The organism is Pseudothauera nasutitermitis, assembly GCF_004801295.1.
Classification (GTDB): Bacteria; Pseudomonadota; Gammaproteobacteria; order Burkholderiales; family Rhodocyclaceae; genus Pseudothauera; species Pseudothauera nasutitermitis.
The window spans coordinates 321,038-339,324 of record NZ_SSOC01000006.1; the positions used below are offsets into that span (position 1 = coordinate 321,038).

Here is an 18,287-nt window from a genome sequence, read left to right on the forward strand (position 1 = left end):
TCCGCAAGCCCTAATGCCGACCTTGTGCCTTTTGCCAGACCAGCAGAAATTCGGTCGGCGTATAAACCGGCATGCTTGCCGCTGCGAAGTCGCGCACGTTGCGCGTGACGATGCATTGGCATTCCGCATGGCGGGCGGCTTCGTGCAGGACGGCATCTTCGAAGTCGGCGAAGGCCGTGTCCAGCGCATTGGCCAGCACCATGCGATTGACCTGAGCAATGTCGAACAGCTTGAGCAGGGTTGCGATGTGGATGTGCGCCTGGCGACGGTCCAGGGTACGGTCACACAGGTAGAACAGCGTGGTGACCGTGGTGGCGCACAGGCTGCCGCCGATCTCGCCGCGCTCGACCAGTGCCAGCGCCTGAGCGCTGGCGTGGACGTGAGGCTCCCGATCCAGCAGGACGTCGAGTACGACGTTGGTGTCGAAAAGGACGTTCATCGGTGCTTGTCTTCCAGATGGCGGCGGTAGTCCTGCTCATCGGGCATGTCCTGCCGGCCGGCGCTGCCTTTCAGGGCGCCCTTGAGTGCGCGGATGACCGGCGGCAGCGGTTGCTGGAGCGGCGCCTCGCCGAGCTGCACGAAGTAGTCCGCAACCAGTTGCGAGAGCGACTTGCCGCTGAGGCGTGCCTGTTCCTTGGCCTGCTCGATCAGGTGCGCATCCAGCCGCAGGGTGAGTTTGGTCTGCATCATGAACCTCGCTTGACGTACATGTTCTGCAAATTGTACGTCACTGCGTCTGCGCTTGCACTGGCGCATCCGGAGGGTTTACACCCCCTCGATCCGCGTCCAGTAGCGGGTGAAGTGCCGGATGCGCACGGGCAGGGCCTGGGCGACGGCATGCAGGGCGCGTTCGGTGTCGTCGATGGGGAAGGCGCCGGACAGGCGCAGGTGGGCGACTTCCGGTGCGCAGCCGAGGTGGCCGGGGCGGTAGCGGGCGAGCTCGGCGGCGAATTCGCCGAGCGGCATGTCGGCGACCACCAGCATGCCGTTGACCCAGCCGCCCGGTTCGCTGGCCGGCGCGGCCAGGGGCAGGACGGCGGCGGCAGTGAATTCGGCCTGTTCTCCGGCTTCGAGCCGCTGGCGGATGGCCGGGGCGCCGGTCGGCTGCAGGAGCACGGCGTGCTGTTCGACGCCGACGCGGGTGGATTCGGGCAACTGGCGGACGATGAAGCGGGTGCCCAGGGCTTCGACGAGGCCGTCGCGGGTCTGCACGCGCAGGGGGCGCCTGGCGGCGTCGGGCGCGGATTGCACGAGGATTTCGCCTGCGTGCAGCTGGATCAGGCGCTGCCGGGCGTCGTAGCGCACGTCCACGCGGGTGCCGGTATTGAGGATCAACGTGCCACCGTCGGCCAGCGTGACGCTGCGGCGTTCGCCGAGCGCCGTGCGGTGGCCGGCGGCGAGTGCGGGGTACTCGCGCACGCCGAGCCAGCCGGCGCCGCCGGCGGCGATCAGCAGCGCCACGCCCTTGAGCGCGCTGCGGCGGCTGTGGCGGCTGGTGCTGGCGCGCGCCAGCGCGCTGGCGGCGGCGGGGCCGGGCAGGGCGTCGAGCTTGCCGCGCAGGGTCTGCAGCTGCTGCCAGGCCCAGCGGTGGTCGGCATGGGCCTGCAGCCAGCGCTCATGCGCGGCGCGGTCCTCGGGGCCGGCGTCGTCGGCGCACAGTTGGGCGTGCCATTCGGCGGCGGCCTTGATCGCTTCGCGGCTCATCGTCAGCGCGGCGCTTCCAGCATCAGCAGCAGGCAGTGCTCGGTGGCGCGGGCCATGTACTTCTTGACCGAGCTGACGCTGACTTCCAGCCGCCCGGCGATCTCCGCGTAGCCCAGGCCTTCCAGCTGCGACAGCAGGAAGGCCTGGCGCGGCCTGGCGCCGAGGCCGTCGAGCATGGCGTCGATCTCGAACAGGGTTTCCAGGATCAGTGCGCGGGTTTCCGGCGAATGGGCGACAGGTTCCGGCCATCGCGCCATCTCTTCCAGCCAGGCCTTTTCCAGCGCGCGGCGGCGCAGGTGGTCGACCACCACGCGGCGCGCCACGGTGACGAGGAAATGGCGCGGCTCGCGCAGTTCCTCCAGCTGCCTGCCCGCGGCGGGCGAGGCGAGCACGCGCACGAAGGTGTCCTGGGTCAGGTCGGCGGCTTCCCAGACGCAGCCCAGCTTGCGCCGCAGCCAGCCTTGCAGCCAGGTGCCGTGTTCGCGGTACAGACCGGAAACGGTGTCGGTGGGCAGGGTGGGGGGCACGGGCATCTCCGGCGTGCGGGCACGCTGGCTGGCCCGTGGGGGTGGGCTTGGCTGGCGTCAGAGGTTGAGAATTGTTCGCATTGTTGAGGCTTTGTGTGGGCGCGTCAATCGCCGGCATGGCGCTGCGCGGTTCATACACCGCGCCGAGTCAAGGGACGCCGCCCCTGGATTCTTGATGGTCCTGCTGCCTTGCGACAGCAGGATCCGCCTGCGGCCGATGGCGGCCGGGGCCGGACCCTCCGCCGGGGCGGGTACGCTTGGGCTCATGCCATGCGGCCCCGGGCGCGGGCCCCCGCGGCGTGTCAGAAGTCGTATTTCATGGAAAGCACGGCGCTGCGCGGTGCGGCGTAGTTGCTGTAGCTGCCGGGCCAGCTGTAGTACCTGCGGTCGAACAGGTTGTCCACGTTGAGCGAGACGCTGAGGTGGCGGTCGATCCGGTAGCGTGCCATCAGGCTGGCAATGGTCTGGCTGCCCTGCCAGACGCCGTAGCTGCCGGTCTTGCTCTGCCAGCGCAGGCCGCCGCCCACGGTCAGGCCCTGGAGGGCGCCGGGCAGGCGGTAGCTGGTGTGCAGCTTCACGCTGTTGCGCGGCAGGAAGGTGTTGAGGCGCTCGCCGTCCGCGTCGGTGGTGCGTGTATGCGCATAGCCGGCGGCGAGTTGCCAGCCTTCGGCCAGTTCGCCGTTGACTTCGAGTTCGATGCCCTTGGAGGTGGTGTTTTGTTCGGCGGAATAGATGAGCCCCACGCCCGTCCACACGGGGAGGTTGTCCTGCTTGGTGTGGAAGAGAGCAGCGCTGGACTGCAAGCGGCCGCCGAAGTGGCTGCCCTTGACGCCGATTTCGTAGCCCGTGCCTTCCAGCGGGTCCAGCACGCTGTCGTTCTCGTCCTTCACCCAGGAGCCTTGCGGGTTGAAGATCTTGGTGGCGCTGGCATAGGCCGACCATTCCTTGTTCAGGGCATACACGACGCCCACGTACGGCACGACGACGTTTTCGCGCAACGACTCCAGGCTCGCGCTGCCGTCGTTGCCCCAATTGCGTTCGTCCTGCTCCCAGCGCACGACGCGGGTGCCGAGGATGAGCTTGAGGTCGTCGGAGAGGTGGAAGCGGCTGCTCAGGTAAGCGGCGTTGTTGCGGGTCTTGGTGGACGAGCCGCCGCTGGCGGTGAAGGCCGGCGCGGCATTGCTGCCGTCCCAGGTGAACAGGTTGTCGATGGCGCCGGCGGCCGAACTGGCGTAGCCGTACTGCCAGCCGCCGTAGGACGGCCCGCTGGATTCATAGCGCGAGAGCGTGAGGCCGCCGATCAACTCATGTTCGCGGCCGAACAGCCGGAAGGCGCCGGTCAGGTACAGATCCAGGTTGTGCTGCGTGGGTTTGCCCTTCCAGCGTGTGGGCAGCAGGCTGAGGCCGCTGCCGTCGCGCTGTAGGGTTCCACTGAGGTAGGTGGCGACGAAATCGTAGTCGACCTCGGTGTAGGTGTACTCGGCCTTACCGCTCCAGCCGTTACGCCACTCCCGCTCCACGGAGACGAAGGCGCTCGCCGCTTCCTGGTCGTTGTAGGACCAGCGCGGCGCGGCATTCGTGGAGCGGGAGAGGCGGGTCTTGCCGCCGTCGGCATAGAAGGCCGGCAGGCCGGAGCGCAGCGGGGAGTCGATGTCCGTGCGCTGGTAGCTGAAGCCCGCGGTCAGCAGTGTGGCGTCGTCCAGATCGGCCTCGGCGATGCCGTAGAGCGTGCCCGACTTCTCCTTGTAGCGGTCCAGCCAGTTGTCGCTGCGCTTGGCGTCGCCCACCAGCCGGCCGCGCACACTGCCGCTGTCGTTGAGTGCGCCCGAGAGGTCGAAGGCGGCGCCGCGCCGATTCCAGTTGCCGGCCTCCACGCTGAGGCTGGCCTGCGGCTTGAGCGTCGGGCGCTTGCGGATCAGGTTGATGGTGGCCGCCGGGTTGCCCATGCCGCTGATCAGGCCGGTGGCGCCGCGCACGATCTCCACGCGGTCGTAGATCGCCAGGTTCTGGCTGAAGAGTTGCAGCCCGTTGTTCGTCGGCACGCCGTCCACCTCGAAATTGAGAATTTCGAAACCGCGCGCGTAATAGCCGTAGATCTCGTCGCCCACGCCTTCCTTGGCCACATGGACGCCGGGAACGGCGTCCAGCAGGGCGGTCAGCGTGGTCGCATTGCGGTCCTCGATCTGCTGGCGCGTGACCACGGTCAGCGACTGCGGCGTCTCCTGCGGTGCGAGGTTCAGGCGGGTGGAACTGCTCGAAGAGTAGGTGGTGTAGAGGCCGGTGCCCTCGGTGATGGCGCCCGGCGCCTTGCCGGAGATGACGACGGCTGGCAGTTGCGTATCGGGAAGCGGGGCGGTCGGGCTTGCCGCTTTGCGCAGCACGTAGTTGCCCTGGCCCCTGTGCTCGGCTTCCAGGCCGCTGCCGGCGAGCAGGCGGGCCAGGCCGCCGTCCGGAGTGTAGTCGCCATCCAGGCCGGTGGTGCTCAACGGGCGGACTTGCGCGGCTTCGAAGGAGAGCGTGATGTCCGCCTGGGCGGCGAAGGCGGTGAGCGCCGCATCGAGCGGGCCGGCCGGAATCCGGTAGTGGCGCGTGGCGCTCTGCGCCTGGGCCGGGGAACTCGTGGCGAATGCGACGGGGCCCGCGAGGGCGATGCCGAGCAGTGCGGCGCGCAGGGCGCGGACCAGCGGGCGCGGGTGCGATGGAACGGGGTGTGCCATGACGAACTTTCCTCTTTTCCGGGTTGGCCTTGGATGGATGCGGAGAACCGCTTCTATCCGGTTGGCCGTTTTCAACGGGAAAAGAGCAACCCCTGGATGAAAATAATTTTCAGCCGGCCTCGACCCGCACCCAGTAGCGGGTGAGGTAGCGCAGGCGGATCGGCAGCGAGGCGGCTAGGTTGTCGAGCACGGCGTCGGTGTCGTGCAGGCGGAAGGTGCCGGACAGGCGCAGGCCGGCGACTTCCGGCGCGCAGGCGATGTGGCCGGGGCGGTGGCGTGCGAGTTCGGCGAGGAAGTCGTCGAGCCGGCGGTCGATGGCAATCAGCTTGCCTTCGCTCCAGGCGCCCTCGCCGGGCTGGAGCGGGACGGGGGCGGAGGCTGCGCGTGTGGAGAAAACGCTTTGCTGGCCGGCTTCGATGCGCGCAGCCGGACCATCCTGCGGGCGGATTTCCACGGCATGCTCGAGCACCGCGACGCGGGTTTGCCCGTCTTCGTGGCGGACGCTGAAGCGTGTGCCCAGCGCGCGGACCGCGCCGTGTTCGGTGTGTACTTCGAAGGGCCGCCGCAGCGCCGGGTCGGGCGCGGTGCGGATGAGGATTTCGCCGCTCAGCAGGCGCAGGCGGCGCAGCGCCGGGCCGTACTCGATGCGGATCGCCGAAGCGGAGTTGAGATCCAGCACGCCGCCGTCGGCCAGCGCGATGCGGCGCCGTTCGCCGCTGCGGGTGCGGTGGTCGGCGCGGGCCAGTTCCCAGCCCGATTCGAGGCGCGGCAGCAACGCGCCCAGCGTGCCGGCGGACAGCAGCAGGGCGAGTGTTTTGACGGCGCGGCGGCGCCGGCTGCGGACCTTGGCGAGCGTGGGGCCGGCGAGCTCGGGCGGCAGCGCGCCGAGGCGCTCGGCGAGGGCCTGCATGCGTTCCCAGGCCTGCCGGTGGCGGACGTCGGCGGCCAGCCAGCGTTCCCACGCGGCGTGCTGCCGGTCTTCCGGCGCCGCGTCGTGCAGCTGGACGTACCAGTGGGCGGCCGCTTCCAGGGCTTCGTGGGGGAGTGCGGGGGGTGTGCCGGCCGGGTTCATCGCCTCAGGCTTCGCTCAGGATCAGGCACTGCGTGAGCGCGCGGGTGAGGTGCTTCTTCACGGAGGTGACCGAGATGCCGAGCCGTTCGCCGATGGCGGCGTAGGTGAGCCCTTCGAACTGGGCGAGCAGGAAGACCGCGCGGGTACGCGGGCCGAAATCGTCGAGCATGCGGTCGATGGCCAGCAGGGTCTCGATGATCAGCGTGCGCTCCTCGGGGGAGATGGCCGTCGGTTCCGGGCGCGCGGCCAGGGTTTCGAGGTAGGCCTCTTCGATGCTGCGGCGGCGGAAGCGGTCGACCACCAGGCTGCCGGCGATGGTGGCGAGGTACTTGCGCGGTTCGACGATGGCGGCGGCATTGCGGCCCGCCAGGATGCGCAGGAAGGTGTCCTGCGCCAGATCGGCGGCGTCGCTGCGGTTGCCCAGCTTGCGCCGCAGCCAGCCTTGCAGCCAGCCGTGGTGGTCGCGGTAGAGCGTGTCGAGCGTATCGGGCGGGACGGCGGTGCTCATGGGAAGATCGCGAAATCGGCAGCACTGGCTGGCCCGGGTGGGGTGGCTGGCTAGGGTTTATCGAGAATCGCTCTCATTCTTGCCGTTTCACCCCGGGGCGTCAAATGCATCAGGTGCCGTCCGCCTGGCGGCAGGAAGGCGCGCAACGGCCGGGTATGCCGGCCGTTGCGCGGCCGACTCAGGCGGATTGCCCGAGTTCGTGCACCAGCAGGTCGGCATCGATCTCGGCGATGGTCTTGGCGCCGGTGAGCACCATGGCCACGCGCATCTCCTTCTCGAACAGCTCCAGCAGGTTGCGCACGCCGGCCTCGCCGTCGGCGGCCAGGGCGTAGACGAAGGCGCGGCCGAGCATCACCGTGTCGGCGCCCAGGGCGAGCATGCGCACCACGTCCAGGCCGGTGCGGATGCCGGAGTCGGCAAGGATCTTCAGCTCGCCCTTCACCGCGTCGGCGATGGCCGGCAGGGCGCGGGCGCTGGACAGCACGCCGTCGAGCTGGCGGCCGCCGTGGTTGGAGACGACGATGCCGTCGGCGCCGAACTTCACCGCGTCGCGCGCGTCCTCCGGGTCGAGGATGCCCTTGATCACCATCGGGCCTTCCCAGAAGTCGCGGATCCACTGCAGATCCTTCCAGGAGATCGACGGGTCGAAGTTGGCGCCCAGCCAGCCGATGTAGTCGGCCAGCCCGGTGGGGTTGCCGCGGTAGGCGGAGATGTTGCCCAGGTCGTGCGGCTTGCCCAGCAGGCCCACGTCCCACGCCCAGGACGGGTGGGTGACGGCCTGCAGCACGCGGCGCAGCGGCGCGTTGGGGCCGCTCATGCCGGAGTGGGCGTCGCGGTAGCGTGCGCCGGGGGTGGGCATGTCCACGGTGAACACCAGGGTGGTGACGCCGGCGGCCTTGGCGCGCTCCAGGGCGTTCTTCATGAAGCCGCGGTCCTTCAGCACGTAGAGCTGAAACCACATCGGCCGGTCGATGGCCGGCGCGACTTCCTCGATCGGGCACACCGACACGGTGGACAGGGTGAAGGGCACACCCTTGGCCGCCGCCGCGCGGGCCGCCTGCACCTCGCCGCGGCGCGCGTACATGCCGGTCAGGCCGACCGGGGCCAGGGCCACCGGCATGGCCAGCTTCTCGCCGAACAGCTCGGTTTCCAGGCTCAGCTCGGACATGTTCTTCAGCACGCGCTGGCGCAGGGCGATGCCGGACAGATCCTCGACGTTGCGGCGCAGGGTGTATTCGGCGTAGGCGCCGCCGTCGATGTAGTGGAACAGGAAGGGCGGCAGCTTGCGCTGGGCGGCGGCGCGGTAATCGGTGGAGGCGGAGATGATCATCGGGTCGATTCCATGAAATCCGGGACGGGGCGGCGGCGCTACGGACACATTGGATCAGTGGTTGTGTAAATTGGTAATACCAATTGTCCGAAGGGTTTGCCCAGATTAAGGGAGTGCGTCGCGGCCGTCAAACTTGCCCTGTTGAACCAGCTCTGGTTGTTGCGGAACGGCGTGGCAGGCATAATCCATGTTTATTGGTCAGACCAATTTTGCATCCATGCAGATCGGGCAAATCCACCAGCGCCGGCTGGCCGACACCATCGTCGAGCAGCTGGAGTCCATGATTCTCGAAGGCGCCCTGCAGCCGGGCGAACGCCTGCCCGCCGAGCGCGTCCTCGCCACGCAGTTCGGGGTGTCGCGCCCGTCGCTGCGCGAGGCCATGCAGAAACTGGCGGCCAAGGGGCTGCTGGTCAGCCGGCAGGGGGGCGGGAACTACGTGGCCGAGACGCTGGGAAGCAGTTTCAGCGATCCCCTGGCGGCCTTGCTGGGGGACCACCCGGAAGCCCAGCGCGATTTGCTGGAATTCCGCCACACGCTGGAGGCGGACTGCGCCTACTACGCCGCGCTGCGTGCCACCGAGACGGACCGGCAGCATCTGCGCGCGGTGTACGAGGCCCTGCAGGCCAGTTTCGCCCTGGACGGGCGGGCCGGCCGCGCCGAGGCCGGGGCGGCGGATGCCCGTTTCCATCTGGCGATCGCCGAGGCCAGCCACAACGTGATCCTGCTGCACACCATCCGCGGCCTGTTCGATCTGCTCCAGCGCAACACGGTGACCAACATCGGCGACATGTACGAACTGCGCCCGGAGACGCGCGGGGCGCTGATGGGCCAGCACAGGGAATTGTTCGAGGCGATCATCGAAGGCCGCGCCGAGGACGCCCGCCAGTGCGCCAATCGGCACATCGGCTATGTGCGCGAGGTGCTGGCGGAACGGCGTGAGGAAGCAGGGCGCCAGGCCCGCGCGCGGCGCCGGGAGCGCGTGCTCGGGCGTTGACCTGGAAACTGCAGTTGTCCGTTTGTTGATGGCCCGCAAGCCAGATGAACACTGCGTTCCACGCCTTCGCCAGACCTCACCGATCCGATGGGCGCGTCCAACTGCGGTTTCTAGGTTGAAGCGCTGCGGCGGGCGATGGCGCTGCGGAATGGTAGTGTGTCAAATTGTATCTGTTGGTGCTTTTTCGCCCGCCTCAAACGACATAGCTATTGAGGGGCGCGCACGCGGCATTCGCCGCCGGCCGCGCCCGCCATGCCGCACGCCTCGGGCGTGCCCCCTATCCATGCCGGCCCTGGCGCCGGTGGCCGACCAGGAGTTCTCCGATGCATTGCTTCGCTGTTCCCCGTGCTGTTTCTCAACTGCTGCTCTGCGGCGCGCTCGTGCTGGGCGCGGCGGTCGCCAGGGCCGACTACGTTTGGCTGTCCCCCGGCGAAGCCGGTACGGCAGTGGCCGAGGCCGGCCTGCTCGACGGCGAGCGCGTACCGATGGCCGGGTTCGGCGAGGTCGACGTCAGCCAGGGCGGGGAGGCGCGCACCGCGCTGGCCGCGGACGGCGACCGCCTGCTGGTGTCCGGCCTGCAGGGCGATGGCGACCTGCGGCTGGTCGGGCACCGCGCCACCGCCGAGGGAGCGCTGATGTATTACCAGGCCAAACTGGGCCGGCAGGAAACCCGCGCCAGCCTGGATCTCGAACTGGTGCCGACCGAGCCCGGCGGCAACACCTTCCGCCTGATGTGGAAGGGCAACCCGGTGAGCGCCTCGCAGGTGAACGTGACCACCTCGGAAGGCTGGAGCCGCGTGCTGCGCCCGGCCAAGGACGGCACGGTCACGCTGAGCACGCCGTTTCCCGGGCTGTACGTGCTGGAGCTGACCGCCAAGGTGAACGGCTCCGCCACCGTGGATGGCAAGAAGTACGACGACGTCCGCCACACGACGACGCTGAGCTTCGTGGTCCAGCCCTGAGCGCCCATGGGCGCCGGCGGCAAGGCCAGCCGGGGGTTTCGGGGGTTGGGTGATTCCGTGTGCAAGCGGGTTTTTCCGCTACGCCGAAAGGCAGTTGCCGGTGCTTTGGAAGGCCTTTCGTCCCCCGGCGCGGGATGATGTAGGCGAAAGTTATCGATGACCCTGCCCGGAATTGAACAAAATCTGTATGCTTCGCACCACGCCTTGTGCATCGAATGCAGCCCGCAAGCCGCGACGGTGCTAGAATCCGGCGAAGAATTTTGTCCCGCTCTCTTACTACCAATCGAGGATTTAGCATGAACAAAGGTGAATTCGTCGAAGCCCTGGCCGACCGCCTGGACGTCTCCCGTGCTCAGGCCGACCGCGCCCTGTCCGGCGTGCTCGAGCTCGTGGCCGAGCAACTCGCCAAGGGCGAGAAGGTGGCTTTCACTGGCTTTGGCTCCTTCGAGGTCTCCAAGCGTGCTGCGCGTACCGGCCGCAACCCGCAGACCGGCGCCACCATCAAGATCGCCGCTTCCAGCGTGCCCAAGTTCACCGCCGGCGCCACCCTCAAGGCTGCCGTGAACGGCAAGTAAGCCCGTTCAGGTCGTACCGATGCAAACCGGCGCTGCGGCGCCGGTTTTTTTATGCCTGTCCGCCGGGCGGGTGCGCCGGATTGTCGGCGGGCTGGCCGTAGCCGTCGAAGCGTGCCAGCGCTTCGTTCATCTCCCCGGCGGTCAGCAGCGCCGGCCCGCCCAGCTGGACGGCGCGCCAGTAATGCTCGCAGAGCATCTCGAATTCCACGGCCATGCGCAGCGCGTGTGCGGCGTCGCGGCCGAACACCACCATGCCGTGGTTGGCGAGCAGGCAGGCGCTGCGCTCGTGCAGGGCTTCCAGCGCCAGGTCGGAGAGCGCCTGGGTGCCGAAGGTGGCGTAGCCGGCGCAGCGCACGGTGGCGCCGCCGAAGCGCGCGATCATGTAATGGAAGGGGGGGATCTCCACGCGCCGGCAGGCCAGCGCGGTGGCGAAGGGCGAGTGCGCATGCACGATGGCGCCGGCTTCCGGGCGCGCGGCGTACAGATCATGGTGCAGGCGCCATTCGGACGAGGGCGCGCGGCGGCCGTGCGCCACGCCGTCCGGGCTCATCTCCACCATGTCCTCGGCGTGACTGTCCTCGGGCGGCAGGCCGGTGGGGGTGATCAGGTAGCCACCGTCCGCGCCCAGGCGCAGGCTGGCGTTGCCCGCCGTGCCCACGCTCAGGCGCGCCGCACCCAGCGCGCGGGCGACGTCGAGCAGGGCTGCGCGCTGCGCTGCGCTGGCACGGTTCATCGGGCGCCTTCTTCGGCGGGGAACAGTTCGCGCAGGGCGCCGGCGGCGGCGATGCCGCGTTCGGTGATGATGCCGTCGATGAGGCGTGCCGGGGTCACGTCGAAGGCCGGGTTGAGCACCTGGGTATCGGCGGGCGCCTGGCGCAGCGTGGCGGGCTGGCCGTTGGCGTCCAGGCCGGCGACGCACAGCAGTTCGTCGGCGGCGCGGTCTTCGATGGGAATGGCGCCACCGTCCGGGCAGGCAAAATCCAGCGTGGAGAACGGCGCGGCGATGTAGAACGGCACGCCGGCATCGCGCGCCGCGAGCGCCTTCAGGCAGGTGCCGACCTTGTTGGCGGTGTCGCCGTTGGCGGCCACGCGGTCGGCGCCGGTGATCACCAGGTCCACTTCGCCGCGCGCCAGCAGCAGGCCGGCGGCGTTGTCGGCGATCAGCGCGTGGGGCACGCCGGCCTCGCGCAGTTCCCAGGCGGTCAGCAGTCCCTGATTGCGCGGGCGGGTCTCGCTGACCAGCACGCGCACCGCGATGCCACGCGCGTGCGCCGCATACACCGGGGCGAGCGCGGTGCCCGCGCCGCAGGTGGCCACCCAGCCGGCGTTGCAGTGGGTCATCACGCGTGCCGGGCCGGGGCGGCGCGCAGCCACGCTTTCGATCAGCGCCAGGCCGTGGGTGCCGATGGCCGCGCAGGTTTCTTGGTCTTCCAGGCGGATCGCCTCGGCTTCCAGCCAGGCCGCCTCGGCGCGCGCGCCGGGGGCCAGGGGCAGCAGGCGCGCGCCCATGCGGCCCAGTGCCCAGTGTAGGTTGACCGCCGTCGGACGGGTGGCGGCCAGCGTGTGCAGGGCGTGCTCCAGCGCATCGTCGCCGGCGTCGCGGGTCAGCGCGATGGCCACGCCGTAGGCGGCGGTGGCGCCGATCAGCGGTGCGCCGCGCACCTGCATGTCGCGGATGGCCGTGGCGACCTCGGCCAGGGTGGCGAGGCAGCGGGTTTCGGTGCGCTGGGGCAGACAGGTCTGGTCGAGGATGACGACGCCGTCGCCATCGCGGCGGATGGTGGGGATGGGCTGGATGAAGTGCATGGGCGGAATTCTATCAACGGACGGTGGTGTTGCAGGCGCTGCGCAGCGGCGCGGGCGTTTTCAAAGCGGACCGGGCTCTGCCACAATGGTTCGGTCGATTTTCCTGCCGCTGCTTCCGTCCATGCCTGCCTTTCCCGCGCCCGTCGTTTCCCGCCTGCCCTCGGTGGGTACCACCATCTTCACCGTGATGTCGAAGCTTGCCCAGGAATGCGGGGCGATCAATTTGTCGCAGGGCTATCCGGACTTCAATGCCGACGACCTGCTGTTCGAGCGCGTGGCGCACTGGATGCGCGCGGGAGCCAACCAGTACCCGCCGATGGCCGGCGTGCCCGCACTGCGGGAGGCCATCGCGCGCAAGGTGGAGGCGCTGTACGGCACCGCCTACGACGTGGACAGCGAGATCACCGTGACCGCCGGGGCCACCCAGGCGCTGTTCACCGCGGTGGCCGCGCTGGTGCATCCGGGCGACGAGGTGATCGTCTTCGAGCCGGTGTACGATTCCTACGCGCCGGCCGTCGAGCTGCAGGGCGGCAAGGTGGTGCGCATGCGCCTGTGCGCGCCGGATTACCGGCCCGACTGGGCGGCCGTGGCGGCGGCGATCGGGCCGCGCACGCGCATGATCATGATCAACTCGCCGCACAACCCCACTGCCACGGTGTGGGGGGCGGAGGACATGGCGCGGCTGGCCGAGCTGACCCGTGGCACCGGCATCGTGGTGGTGTCCGACGAGGTGTACGAGCACATCGTGTTCGACGGCGCATGCCACGAAAGCTGCGCCCGCCATCCCGAACTGGCCGCGCGCAGCCTGATTGTTTCCAGCTTCGGCAAGACCTATCACATCACCGGCTGGAAGGTGGGCTACGTGGTCGGCCCGCGCGAACTGATGGCGGAGTTCCGCAAGGTGCACCAGTTCAACGTGTTCACCGTGAACACCCCGGCGCAGCACGCTCTGGCGGATTACATGGCCGATGCCGCGCGCCACCTCAAACTGGCGGCGTTCTACGAAGCCAAGCGCGATTTCTTCCGCGACGCGCTGGGCGGCTCGCTTTTCGAGCTGCTGCCCTCGCGCGGCACCTACTTCCAGCTGGCGCGCTACCGCGCCATCGCCGACGAGCCGGACAGCGTGTTCTGCCAGCGCCTGACCCGTGAGACTGGGGTGGCAGCGATCCCGGTCTCGGCGTTCTTCGCCGATGGCCACGACGAGCGCGTGGTGCGCTTCTGCTTCGCCAAGAACGAGGATACCCTGGCGCGCGCCTGCGAACGCCTGCGCGCGCTGGCGCCGCGCGTGTAAGAGCCTGTCTACGATCTTTTCATGGGTCCCGTTGCCCCGCCAGGCCGGCCGCTGCCGCGTTGCAACCCGAAGGGCAGCCGCCCAAAGCGCCCCGCTCCGCGTTGCGCGGCTTGACAAGACGCCCGGTATTGCCTGCGCCGCGCGCCTTGAGCGGAACGCTTTGGGCGGCTGCGGGACCCATGAAAAGATCGTAGACAGGCTCTAAGACCCGCGGCGGCGCGCTGCGCTATAGTTACGCGGGACGCCAGGGCCCCGCCCGGCCCGGCGTGTGCCTTGTCTTCCGCCTTTCGTCCGATGTCCAGCACCATGCAGATCATCCTCATCAGCGGCCTGTCCGGTTCCGGCAAGAGCGTGGCGCTCGACGTGCTCGAGGACGCCGGCTATTACGTGGTCGACAACCTGCCGGCAACGTTGCTGCCGCAGCTCATCGACAACCTGCGCGAAGCCGGCCGCGAGCGCGTGGCGGTGGCCGTGGATGTGCGCTCCGGGGCCAGCATCGCCGCGCTGCCCGAGCAGGTCGCCAAGCTGCGCGGCATGGTCGACGACCTGCGCTTCATCTTCCTGGAGGCGCGCGACGACGCGCTGATCGCGCGCTTCTCGGAAACCCGCCGGCGCCATCCGCTGGCCAGCGAGGAGGTTTCGCTGGAAGAGGCGATCCGCCGCGAGCGCGACCTGCTCGCGGAAATTGCCGAACTCGGCCACCGCGTCGATACCAGCGATCTGCGCGCCAACACCCTGCGTTCCTGGGTGAAGGACTTCGTGCGCATCGAGGCCACCGAGGGGCTGACCCTGATGTTCCAGTCCTTCGGCTTCAAGTACGGCATTCCGCTCGATGCCGATCTGGTGTTCGACGTGCGCTGCCTGCCCAATCCGCACTACGACCCGCAGCTGCGCCCGCTCACCGGGCGCGACCAGCCGGTCATCGATTTCCTCGCTGCGCTGCCCGAAGTCGGCCGCATGGCCGAGGACATCCGCCGCTTCGTCGATGACTGGCTGCCCTGTTACGTGCGCGACAACCGCAGCTATCTGACCGTGGCGATCGGCTGCACCGGCGGCAAGCACCGCTCGGTGTATCTGGCCGAATGGCTGGCGGCGCGCTTCCGTGACCGCCTGCGCGTGCAGGTGCGCCACCGCACCGCCGCCGCGCGCGGCGAGGGTGGCGAGGGCGAGGCCCCCGGCCAGCTGTGAGCGCACGGGCGGCGCTGGCCGACTGGTTGTCCCTGTTGCGCCCGGGCGACTGGCTGGTGATCGCCGCCGGGCTGCTGCTGTGTGCCTATGCCGGTGCCACGCTGTGGCGCGGCGGCGCGCCGGACAAGGCGGTGATCCGCGCCGGCGGCGAGCTGTTCGGCGAGTATCCGCTGAGCGCGCGGCGCACCGTCGAGGTGCCGGGGCCGCTGGGCGTCACCCTGATCGAGATCGAACCCGGCCGCGCGCGCGTGGCCGCCGACCCGGGGCCGCGCCAGTACTGCGTGCGCCAGGGCTGGCTGACCCAGGCGGGCGCGGTGGCGATCTGCGCGCCCAACCAGGTCAGCCTGGGCTTGAGCGGGCGCGGAGGGCAGTATGACTCGCTCAACTATTGAACTGACGCCCACGGCGGAAGACCGCCGCATCGCCCGCCATGCGGCGGCGGCCATCGTGCTGACGGTGGCCGAGGCGGCCATTCCGCTGCCGCTGCCGGGGGTCAAGCCGGGGCTGGCCAACATCGTCACGCTGATCGTGCTGGCGCGCTGGGGGTGGCGCGAGGCGGCGTGGGTGGCGCTGCTGCGCGTGCTGGCCGGCAGCCTGCTGCTCGGCCAGTTCCTCGCGCCGGGCTTTTTCCTCAGCCTGTCCGGCGCGCTGGCCAGTCTGGTGGTGCTGGGGCTGGCCATGCATCTGCCGCGCCGCTGGTTCGGCCCGGTCAGCCTGTCGGTGTTCGCCGCGTTCGCGCATATCGGCGCGCAGCTGGTGGTGGCGCGGCTGTGGCTGGTGCCGCACGACGGCGTGTTCTATCTCACCCCGGTGTTCGCCGGCGCGGCGGTGCTGTTCGGCGTGGTGAACGGCCTGATCGCCGCGCGCCTGCTGCGCGCTCTGTCGGCGCGCTGAGCACTTGTCCGCGCGGGTGCTGCGGCGTCCCGGAACGACCGCCGGGCCGCCGCGTCCAACCGGCATCGGAATGCGGCGGGGTGGGGCATGCGCGCTTGGTTGAGGGTGATCGTGACCGCGATCGCCTGGATCGTCGGAGTGTTGTTCGGCTTGTGGGCGGGGCTGGCGGTGGTGCGCGCGGCCGTACCGTCGTGCGCGCCGGCGGTGATCCACGCCGTGGCGGACGTTCAGCCGCCGCGCGCCGACTGCATGATCGCTTCGGGGATGCGACCGAGCGGCAATACCTGAGCGGCACCGCCCAGGCGGATGGCTTCCTTGGGCATGCCGAAGACCACGCAGGTCGATTCGTCCTCGGCGATGGTGGGGGAGCCGGCGTCGAACATCTCCTTCAGGCCGCGTGCGCCATCGTCGCCCATGCCGGTCATGATGATCCCGGTGGCGTTGCGCCCGGCGAACTTGGCGCAGGAGCGGAACAGCACGTCCACCGACGGGCGGTGGCGATTCACCAGCGGGCCGTCGACCACTTCCACGGTGTATTGCGCGCCGCTGCGCGCGACCATCATGTGCTTGCCGCCGGGGGCGATCAGCGCGCGTCCGGGGATCACCCGGTCGCCGTGACGCGCCTCGCGCACCTCGATGGCGCACAGCGAGTTGAGGCGCTCGGCGAACATCGCGGTGAAGCGTTCCGGCATGTGCTGGACGATGACGATGGGCGGGGCGACCGCCGGCAGGCGGGTCAGTACGGCTTCCAGTGCCTGGGTGCCGCCGGTGGAGGTGCCGATGGCGACGAAGCGTTCGGTGGTGCGCACCATGCCGGCGCCGCTGCCCAGGCCGCCGCCCGGGCTGGCGGAGATGACCGCGTCGGCGCTGAGCTTGGGGCGCACGGCGGCCGCGCTGACGGCGGCCTGATTGGCGGCTGCCAGCCCGCCGCCGAGATGGCGGACGTTGGCGCGCGCGGCGGCCTTCACTGCCTGCACGATGTCGTTGGAGCTGTCCTCGAGGAACTGCTTGAGGCCCATGGTGGGCTTGGTGATGATCGACACCGCGCCGGCGGACAGCGCCTTCATCGCCGCGTCCGAACCGCGTTCGGCGAGCGAGGAGCAGATCACCACCGGGGTGGGGTGCTCGCTCATCACCTTGCGCAGGAAGGTCAGTCCGTCCATGCGCGGCATCTCGATGTCGAGCACGATCACGTCCGGCCACTGCTTCTTCATGTGCTCGAGGGCGAACAGCGGATCGGAGGCTGCGCCGATGACCTGGATGCTGGGGTCGGCGGCCAGCGCCTGCTTGACCACCTGGCGCACCACGGCCGAATCGTCGACGATCATCACACGTATGGCGGGCACGTTCATTGTCTCCTTTGTTGTTGGGCACCTAGATCCTGGAAGGCGATCCAGGCGTCGCCGCTGCCGACGTCGAACACCAGCTTGCGGTGACCGTCGCCGCCGAGGTGTTCGGCGACGATGCGTATGCCGCGCTCGGCCAGCAGGCTGTGCGCGCTCAGGATGTTGCGCTGGCCGACGTCCAGCGCGGGCGTCGGTCGTGGTCGGGTGGGGAACATGTTGCCACCACCGAACACCTTTGCGCAGTAGTCGGCCGGGCGCGTGCCGTGGCGGGCGATCTCGCGGTCGAACAGGGCCATCGCCTCGTCGCCGTAGCGGCCGTCCAGCGGTTCCTCGGGGCGTCGGTTGCGCGCCGGCAGCATGAAGTGGCACATGCCGCCCAGCTTGCGCGCCGGGTGCCACAGGGTGATCGACACGCAGGAGCCGAGCAGCGTGCGGATGCGTGCCGGCGCGCTGCAGAAATGCAGGTCGCCGATGCCCAGGAAAATGTCCAGCGCGGCACGCATCAGGGTTTCTTGTAGATGGTGGGGCGCACGGCGGCCAGGTGCTGCGGTTCGACGATACCGTTGAGGGTTTCGGAGTGGCCGACGATGAACCATCCGCCGGACTTCAGGCGGGAGAGCAGGTTGGTGACCACCTTGCGCTTGGTTTCCTGATCGAAATAGATCATCACGTTGCGCAGGAAGATCACGTCGAACGGGCCGATGGCCGGCGGTGCTTCGATCAGGTTCACCTGCATGAAATTGACCCGCTCGCGCAGCTCCTTGCCGACCAGGAAAGTGCCGGCCTGCTCGCGTACGCCCTTCAGACAGTACTTCTTCAGCAGCGCGGGCGGAATGCCGTCGATGCGTTCCATCGGGTAGTGGCCGCGGCGGGCGCGCTCCAGCACCTGGGTGGAAATGTCCGAAGCGGTGATCCGCCATGGGGCTTCGTTGAGCTGATCGGCCAGCACCATCGCCAGGGTGTAGGGTTCCTCGCCGCTCGAGCAGGCCGCGCTCCACACCTCGAAGGGCGTGCCGCGCGGGCGTTTCGGCAGGATTTCCTGGCGCAGGAAGTCGAAGTGCTTGGGCTCGCGGAAGAAATAGGTTTCGTTGGTGGTCAGCAGATCCACCATGGTCTGCAGTTCGGCGGGGTCCCCACCGCCGGAAACCAGCCGGTAATACTCGGCAAAGCTGTCCAGCCCGCGCGCGCGCAGGCGTTTGGTCAGCCGGCCGACCAGCAGCACCTTCTTGGATGGTGCCAGATAGATGCCGGCAAGTTTGTAGAGCAGGGCCTGAAAGCGGCTGAATTCCTGATCGCTGATGCCGCTGTTGATGCTGCCGCCGTCGGCGGAGGGTGACTGCATGAAGGCTCCGGGAAGGTGTGCGAGGGGCGGC

20 protein-coding genes are annotated in these 18,287 nt (G+C 69.3%); 7 read left to right on the forward strand and 13 right to left on the reverse strand.

Features of this window, described 5'->3' with window-relative positions; translation table 11 throughout:
• Positions 1 to 10 precede the first annotated feature (10 nt).
• The 8 genes from E6C76_RS17470 to lldD all read right to left on the reverse strand — a co-directional run bounded on the left by E6C76_RS17470 (position 11) and on the right by lldD (position 7,858).
• A complete protein-coding gene (locus E6C76_RS17470; RefSeq protein ID WP_136349525.1) occupies positions 11 to 439 on the reverse strand; it encodes a PIN domain-containing protein in 429 nt (142 codons plus the stop codon).
• Positions 436 to 690 carry a DUF6364 family protein gene (locus E6C76_RS17475; RefSeq protein WP_211090265.1) on the reverse strand — a complete coding sequence of 85 codons (255 nt, stop codon included), beginning with the start codon at positions 688 to 690 and terminating at the stop codon, positions 436 to 438. Before E6C76_RS17475 ends, E6C76_RS17470 begins: the two co-directional genes overlap by 4 nt.
• 75 nt (positions 691 to 765) lie before the next feature.
• Positions 766 to 1,704: a FecR domain-containing protein gene (locus tag E6C76_RS17480; RefSeq protein ID WP_136349526.1), complete on the reverse strand. Its 939-nt coding sequence runs from the start codon at positions 1,702 to 1,704 to the stop codon at positions 766 to 768.
• Positions 1,705 to 1,706: 2 nt separating this feature from the next.
• A complete protein-coding gene (locus tag E6C76_RS17485; protein ID WP_136349527.1) occupies positions 1,707 to 2,237 on the reverse strand; it encodes a sigma-70 family RNA polymerase sigma factor in 531 nt (176 codons plus the stop codon).
• 296 nt (positions 2,238 to 2,533) lie between these two features.
• Positions 2,534 to 4,948 carry a TonB-dependent siderophore receptor gene (locus E6C76_RS17490; protein ID WP_136349528.1) on the reverse strand — a complete coding sequence of 805 codons (2,415 nt, stop codon included), beginning with the start codon at positions 4,946 to 4,948 and terminating at the stop codon, positions 2,534 to 2,536.
• Between the two features lie 109 nt (positions 4,949 to 5,057).
• A complete protein-coding gene (locus tag E6C76_RS17495) occupies positions 5,058 to 6,020 on the reverse strand; it encodes a FecR domain-containing protein (protein WP_136349529.1) in 963 nt (320 codons plus the stop codon).
• A 4-nt stretch (positions 6,021 to 6,024) separates the two neighbouring features.
• Positions 6,025 to 6,528 carry a sigma-70 family RNA polymerase sigma factor gene (locus E6C76_RS17500; RefSeq protein WP_136349530.1) on the reverse strand — a complete coding sequence of 168 codons (504 nt, stop codon included), beginning with the start codon at positions 6,526 to 6,528 and terminating at the stop codon, positions 6,025 to 6,027.
• Positions 6,529 to 6,706: 178 nt separating this feature from the next.
• Positions 6,707 to 7,858, reverse strand: coding sequence for an FMN-dependent L-lactate dehydrogenase LldD (gene lldD / locus E6C76_RS17505; RefSeq protein ID WP_136349531.1), 1,152 nt, complete (start codon positions 7,856 to 7,858; stop codon positions 6,707 to 6,709).
• Between the two features lie 217 nt (positions 7,859 to 8,075).
• Between lldD and E6C76_RS17510 the strand changes: the two genes are divergently transcribed.
• The 3 genes from E6C76_RS17510 to E6C76_RS17520 all read left to right on the forward strand — a co-directional run bounded on the left by E6C76_RS17510 (position 8,076) and on the right by E6C76_RS17520 (position 10,389).
• Positions 8,076 to 8,852, forward strand: a complete 777-nt coding sequence (locus tag E6C76_RS17510; RefSeq protein ID WP_136349532.1) for an FCD domain-containing protein — start codon at positions 8,076 to 8,078, stop codon at positions 8,850 to 8,852.
• 323 nt (positions 8,853 to 9,175) lie between these two features.
• On the forward strand, positions 9,176 to 9,814 hold the full coding sequence (locus E6C76_RS17515) for a DUF4198 domain-containing protein (RefSeq protein WP_136349533.1): 639 nt from the start codon (positions 9,176 to 9,178) through the stop codon (positions 9,812 to 9,814).
• Between the two features lie 296 nt (positions 9,815 to 10,110).
• On the forward strand, positions 10,111 to 10,389 hold the full coding sequence (locus tag E6C76_RS17520; protein WP_136349534.1) for an HU family DNA-binding protein: 279 nt from the start codon (positions 10,111 to 10,113) through the stop codon (positions 10,387 to 10,389).
• 49 nt (positions 10,390 to 10,438) lie between these two features.
• On the opposite strand, the gene E6C76_RS17525 is transcribed toward E6C76_RS17520, so the two are convergent.
• Positions 10,439 to 11,122: a class II aldolase/adducin family protein gene (locus E6C76_RS17525; RefSeq protein ID WP_136349535.1), complete on the reverse strand. Its 684-nt coding sequence runs from the start codon at positions 11,120 to 11,122 to the stop codon at positions 10,439 to 10,441.
• A complete protein-coding gene (gene mtnA / locus E6C76_RS17530) occupies positions 11,119 to 12,195 on the reverse strand; it encodes an S-methyl-5-thioribose-1-phosphate isomerase (protein WP_136349536.1) in 1,077 nt (358 codons plus the stop codon). The genes E6C76_RS17525 and mtnA overlap by 4 nt, the downstream gene beginning before the upstream one ends.
• Positions 12,196 to 12,316: 121 nt before the next feature.
• Here mtnA and E6C76_RS17535 point away from each other — a divergent pair, with 121 nt between their 5' ends.
• From E6C76_RS17535 to E6C76_RS17550, 4 genes are all read left to right on the forward strand, one after another.
• Entirely contained in the window at positions 12,317 to 13,486 is a 1,170-nt protein-coding gene (locus E6C76_RS17535) for a pyridoxal phosphate-dependent aminotransferase (RefSeq protein ID WP_136349537.1), read from the forward strand.
• Positions 13,487 to 13,792: 306 nt separating this feature from the next.
• Complete coding sequence (gene rapZ / locus E6C76_RS17540; RefSeq protein WP_136349673.1) at positions 13,793 to 14,674, forward strand: RNase adapter RapZ; 882 nt, start codon at positions 13,793 to 13,795, stop codon at positions 14,672 to 14,674.
• Positions 14,671 to 15,066 (forward strand): NusG domain II-containing protein, encoded by a 396-nt coding sequence (locus E6C76_RS17545; RefSeq protein ID WP_230976307.1) that lies wholly within the window; start codon positions 14,671 to 14,673, stop codon positions 15,064 to 15,066. Before rapZ ends, E6C76_RS17545 begins: the two co-directional genes overlap by 4 nt.
• Positions 15,047 to 15,568 (forward strand): Gx transporter family protein, encoded by a 522-nt coding sequence (locus E6C76_RS17550; protein WP_211090266.1) that lies wholly within the window; start codon positions 15,047 to 15,049, stop codon positions 15,566 to 15,568. Before E6C76_RS17545 ends, E6C76_RS17550 begins: the two co-directional genes overlap by 20 nt.
• A 227-nt stretch (positions 15,569 to 15,795) precedes the next feature.
• On the opposite strand, the gene E6C76_RS17555 is transcribed toward E6C76_RS17550, so the two are convergent.
• The 3 genes from E6C76_RS17555 to E6C76_RS17565 are packed head-to-tail and all read right to left on the reverse strand — an operon-like array spanning position 15,796 to position 18,256.
• Positions 15,796 to 16,920: a protein-glutamate methylesterase/protein-glutamine glutaminase gene (locus tag E6C76_RS17555; RefSeq protein WP_136349538.1), complete on the reverse strand. Its 1,125-nt coding sequence runs from the start codon at positions 16,918 to 16,920 to the stop codon at positions 15,796 to 15,798.
• Positions 16,917 to 17,417, reverse strand: coding sequence for a chemotaxis protein CheD (locus E6C76_RS17560; RefSeq protein WP_136349539.1), 501 nt, complete (start codon positions 17,415 to 17,417; stop codon positions 16,917 to 16,919). The genes E6C76_RS17555 and E6C76_RS17560 overlap by 4 nt, the downstream gene beginning before the upstream one ends.
• Positions 17,417 to 18,256: a CheR family methyltransferase gene (locus tag E6C76_RS17565; RefSeq protein WP_136349540.1), complete on the reverse strand. Its 840-nt coding sequence runs from the start codon at positions 18,254 to 18,256 to the stop codon at positions 17,417 to 17,419. The genes E6C76_RS17560 and E6C76_RS17565 overlap by 1 nt, the downstream gene beginning before the upstream one ends.
• Between the last annotated feature and the right edge of the window lie 31 nt (positions 18,257 to 18,287).

Excerpts from the sequence above, each read along its gene's own strand:
- E6C76_RS17470 (WP_136349525.1), bottom strand. The coding sequence starts at position 439 with ATGAACGTCCTTTTCGACACCAACGTCGTACTCGACGTCCTGCTGGAT.
- E6C76_RS17475 (WP_211090265.1), bottom strand. The coding sequence starts at position 690 with ATGATGCAGACCAAACTCACCCTGCGGCTGGATGCGCACCTGATCGAG.
- E6C76_RS17480 (WP_136349526.1), bottom strand. The coding sequence starts at position 1,704 with ATGAGCCGCGAAGCGATCAAGGCCGCCGCCGAATGGCACGCCCAACTG.
- E6C76_RS17485 (WP_136349527.1), bottom strand. The coding sequence starts at position 2,237 with ATGCCCGTGCCCCCCACCCTGCCCACCGACACCGTTTCCGGTCTGTAC.
- E6C76_RS17490 (WP_136349528.1), bottom strand. The coding sequence starts at position 4,948 with ATGGCACACCCCGTTCCATCGCACCCGCGCCCGCTGGTCCGCGCCCTG.
- E6C76_RS17495 (WP_136349529.1), bottom strand. The coding sequence starts at position 6,020 with ATGAACCCGGCCGGCACACCCCCCGCACTCCCCCACGAAGCCCTGGAA.
- E6C76_RS17500 (WP_136349530.1), bottom strand. The coding sequence starts at position 6,528 with ATGAGCACCGCCGTCCCGCCCGATACGCTCGACACGCTCTACCGCGAC.
- lldD (WP_136349531.1), bottom strand. The coding sequence starts at position 7,858 with ATGATCATCTCCGCCTCCACCGATTACCGCGCCGCCGCCCAGCGCAAG.
- E6C76_RS17510 (WP_136349532.1), top strand. The coding sequence starts at position 8,076 with ATGCAGATCGGGCAAATCCACCAGCGCCGGCTGGCCGACACCATCGTC.
- E6C76_RS17515 (WP_136349533.1), top strand. The coding sequence starts at position 9,176 with ATGCATTGCTTCGCTGTTCCCCGTGCTGTTTCTCAACTGCTGCTCTGC.
- E6C76_RS17520 (WP_136349534.1), top strand. The coding sequence starts at position 10,111 with ATGAACAAAGGTGAATTCGTCGAAGCCCTGGCCGACCGCCTGGACGTC.
- E6C76_RS17525 (WP_136349535.1), bottom strand. The coding sequence starts at position 11,122 with ATGAACCGTGCCAGCGCAGCGCAGCGCGCAGCCCTGCTCGACGTCGCC.
- mtnA (WP_136349536.1), bottom strand. The coding sequence starts at position 12,195 with ATGCACTTCATCCAGCCCATCCCCACCATCCGCCGCGATGGCGACGGC.
- E6C76_RS17535 (WP_136349537.1), top strand. The coding sequence starts at position 12,317 with ATGCCTGCCTTTCCCGCGCCCGTCGTTTCCCGCCTGCCCTCGGTGGGT.
- rapZ (WP_136349673.1), top strand. The coding sequence starts at position 13,793 with ATGCAGATCATCCTCATCAGCGGCCTGTCCGGTTCCGGCAAGAGCGTG.
- E6C76_RS17550 (WP_211090266.1), top strand. The coding sequence starts at position 15,047 with ATGACTCGCTCAACTATTGAACTGACGCCCACGGCGGAAGACCGCCGC.
- E6C76_RS17555 (WP_136349538.1), bottom strand. The coding sequence starts at position 16,920 with ATGAACGTGCCCGCCATACGTGTGATGATCGTCGACGATTCGGCCGTG.
- E6C76_RS17560 (WP_136349539.1), bottom strand. The coding sequence starts at position 17,417 with ATGCGTGCCGCGCTGGACATTTTCCTGGGCATCGGCGACCTGCATTTC.
- E6C76_RS17565 (WP_136349540.1), bottom strand. The coding sequence starts at position 18,256 with ATGCAGTCACCCTCCGCCGACGGCGGCAGCATCAACAGCGGCATCAGC.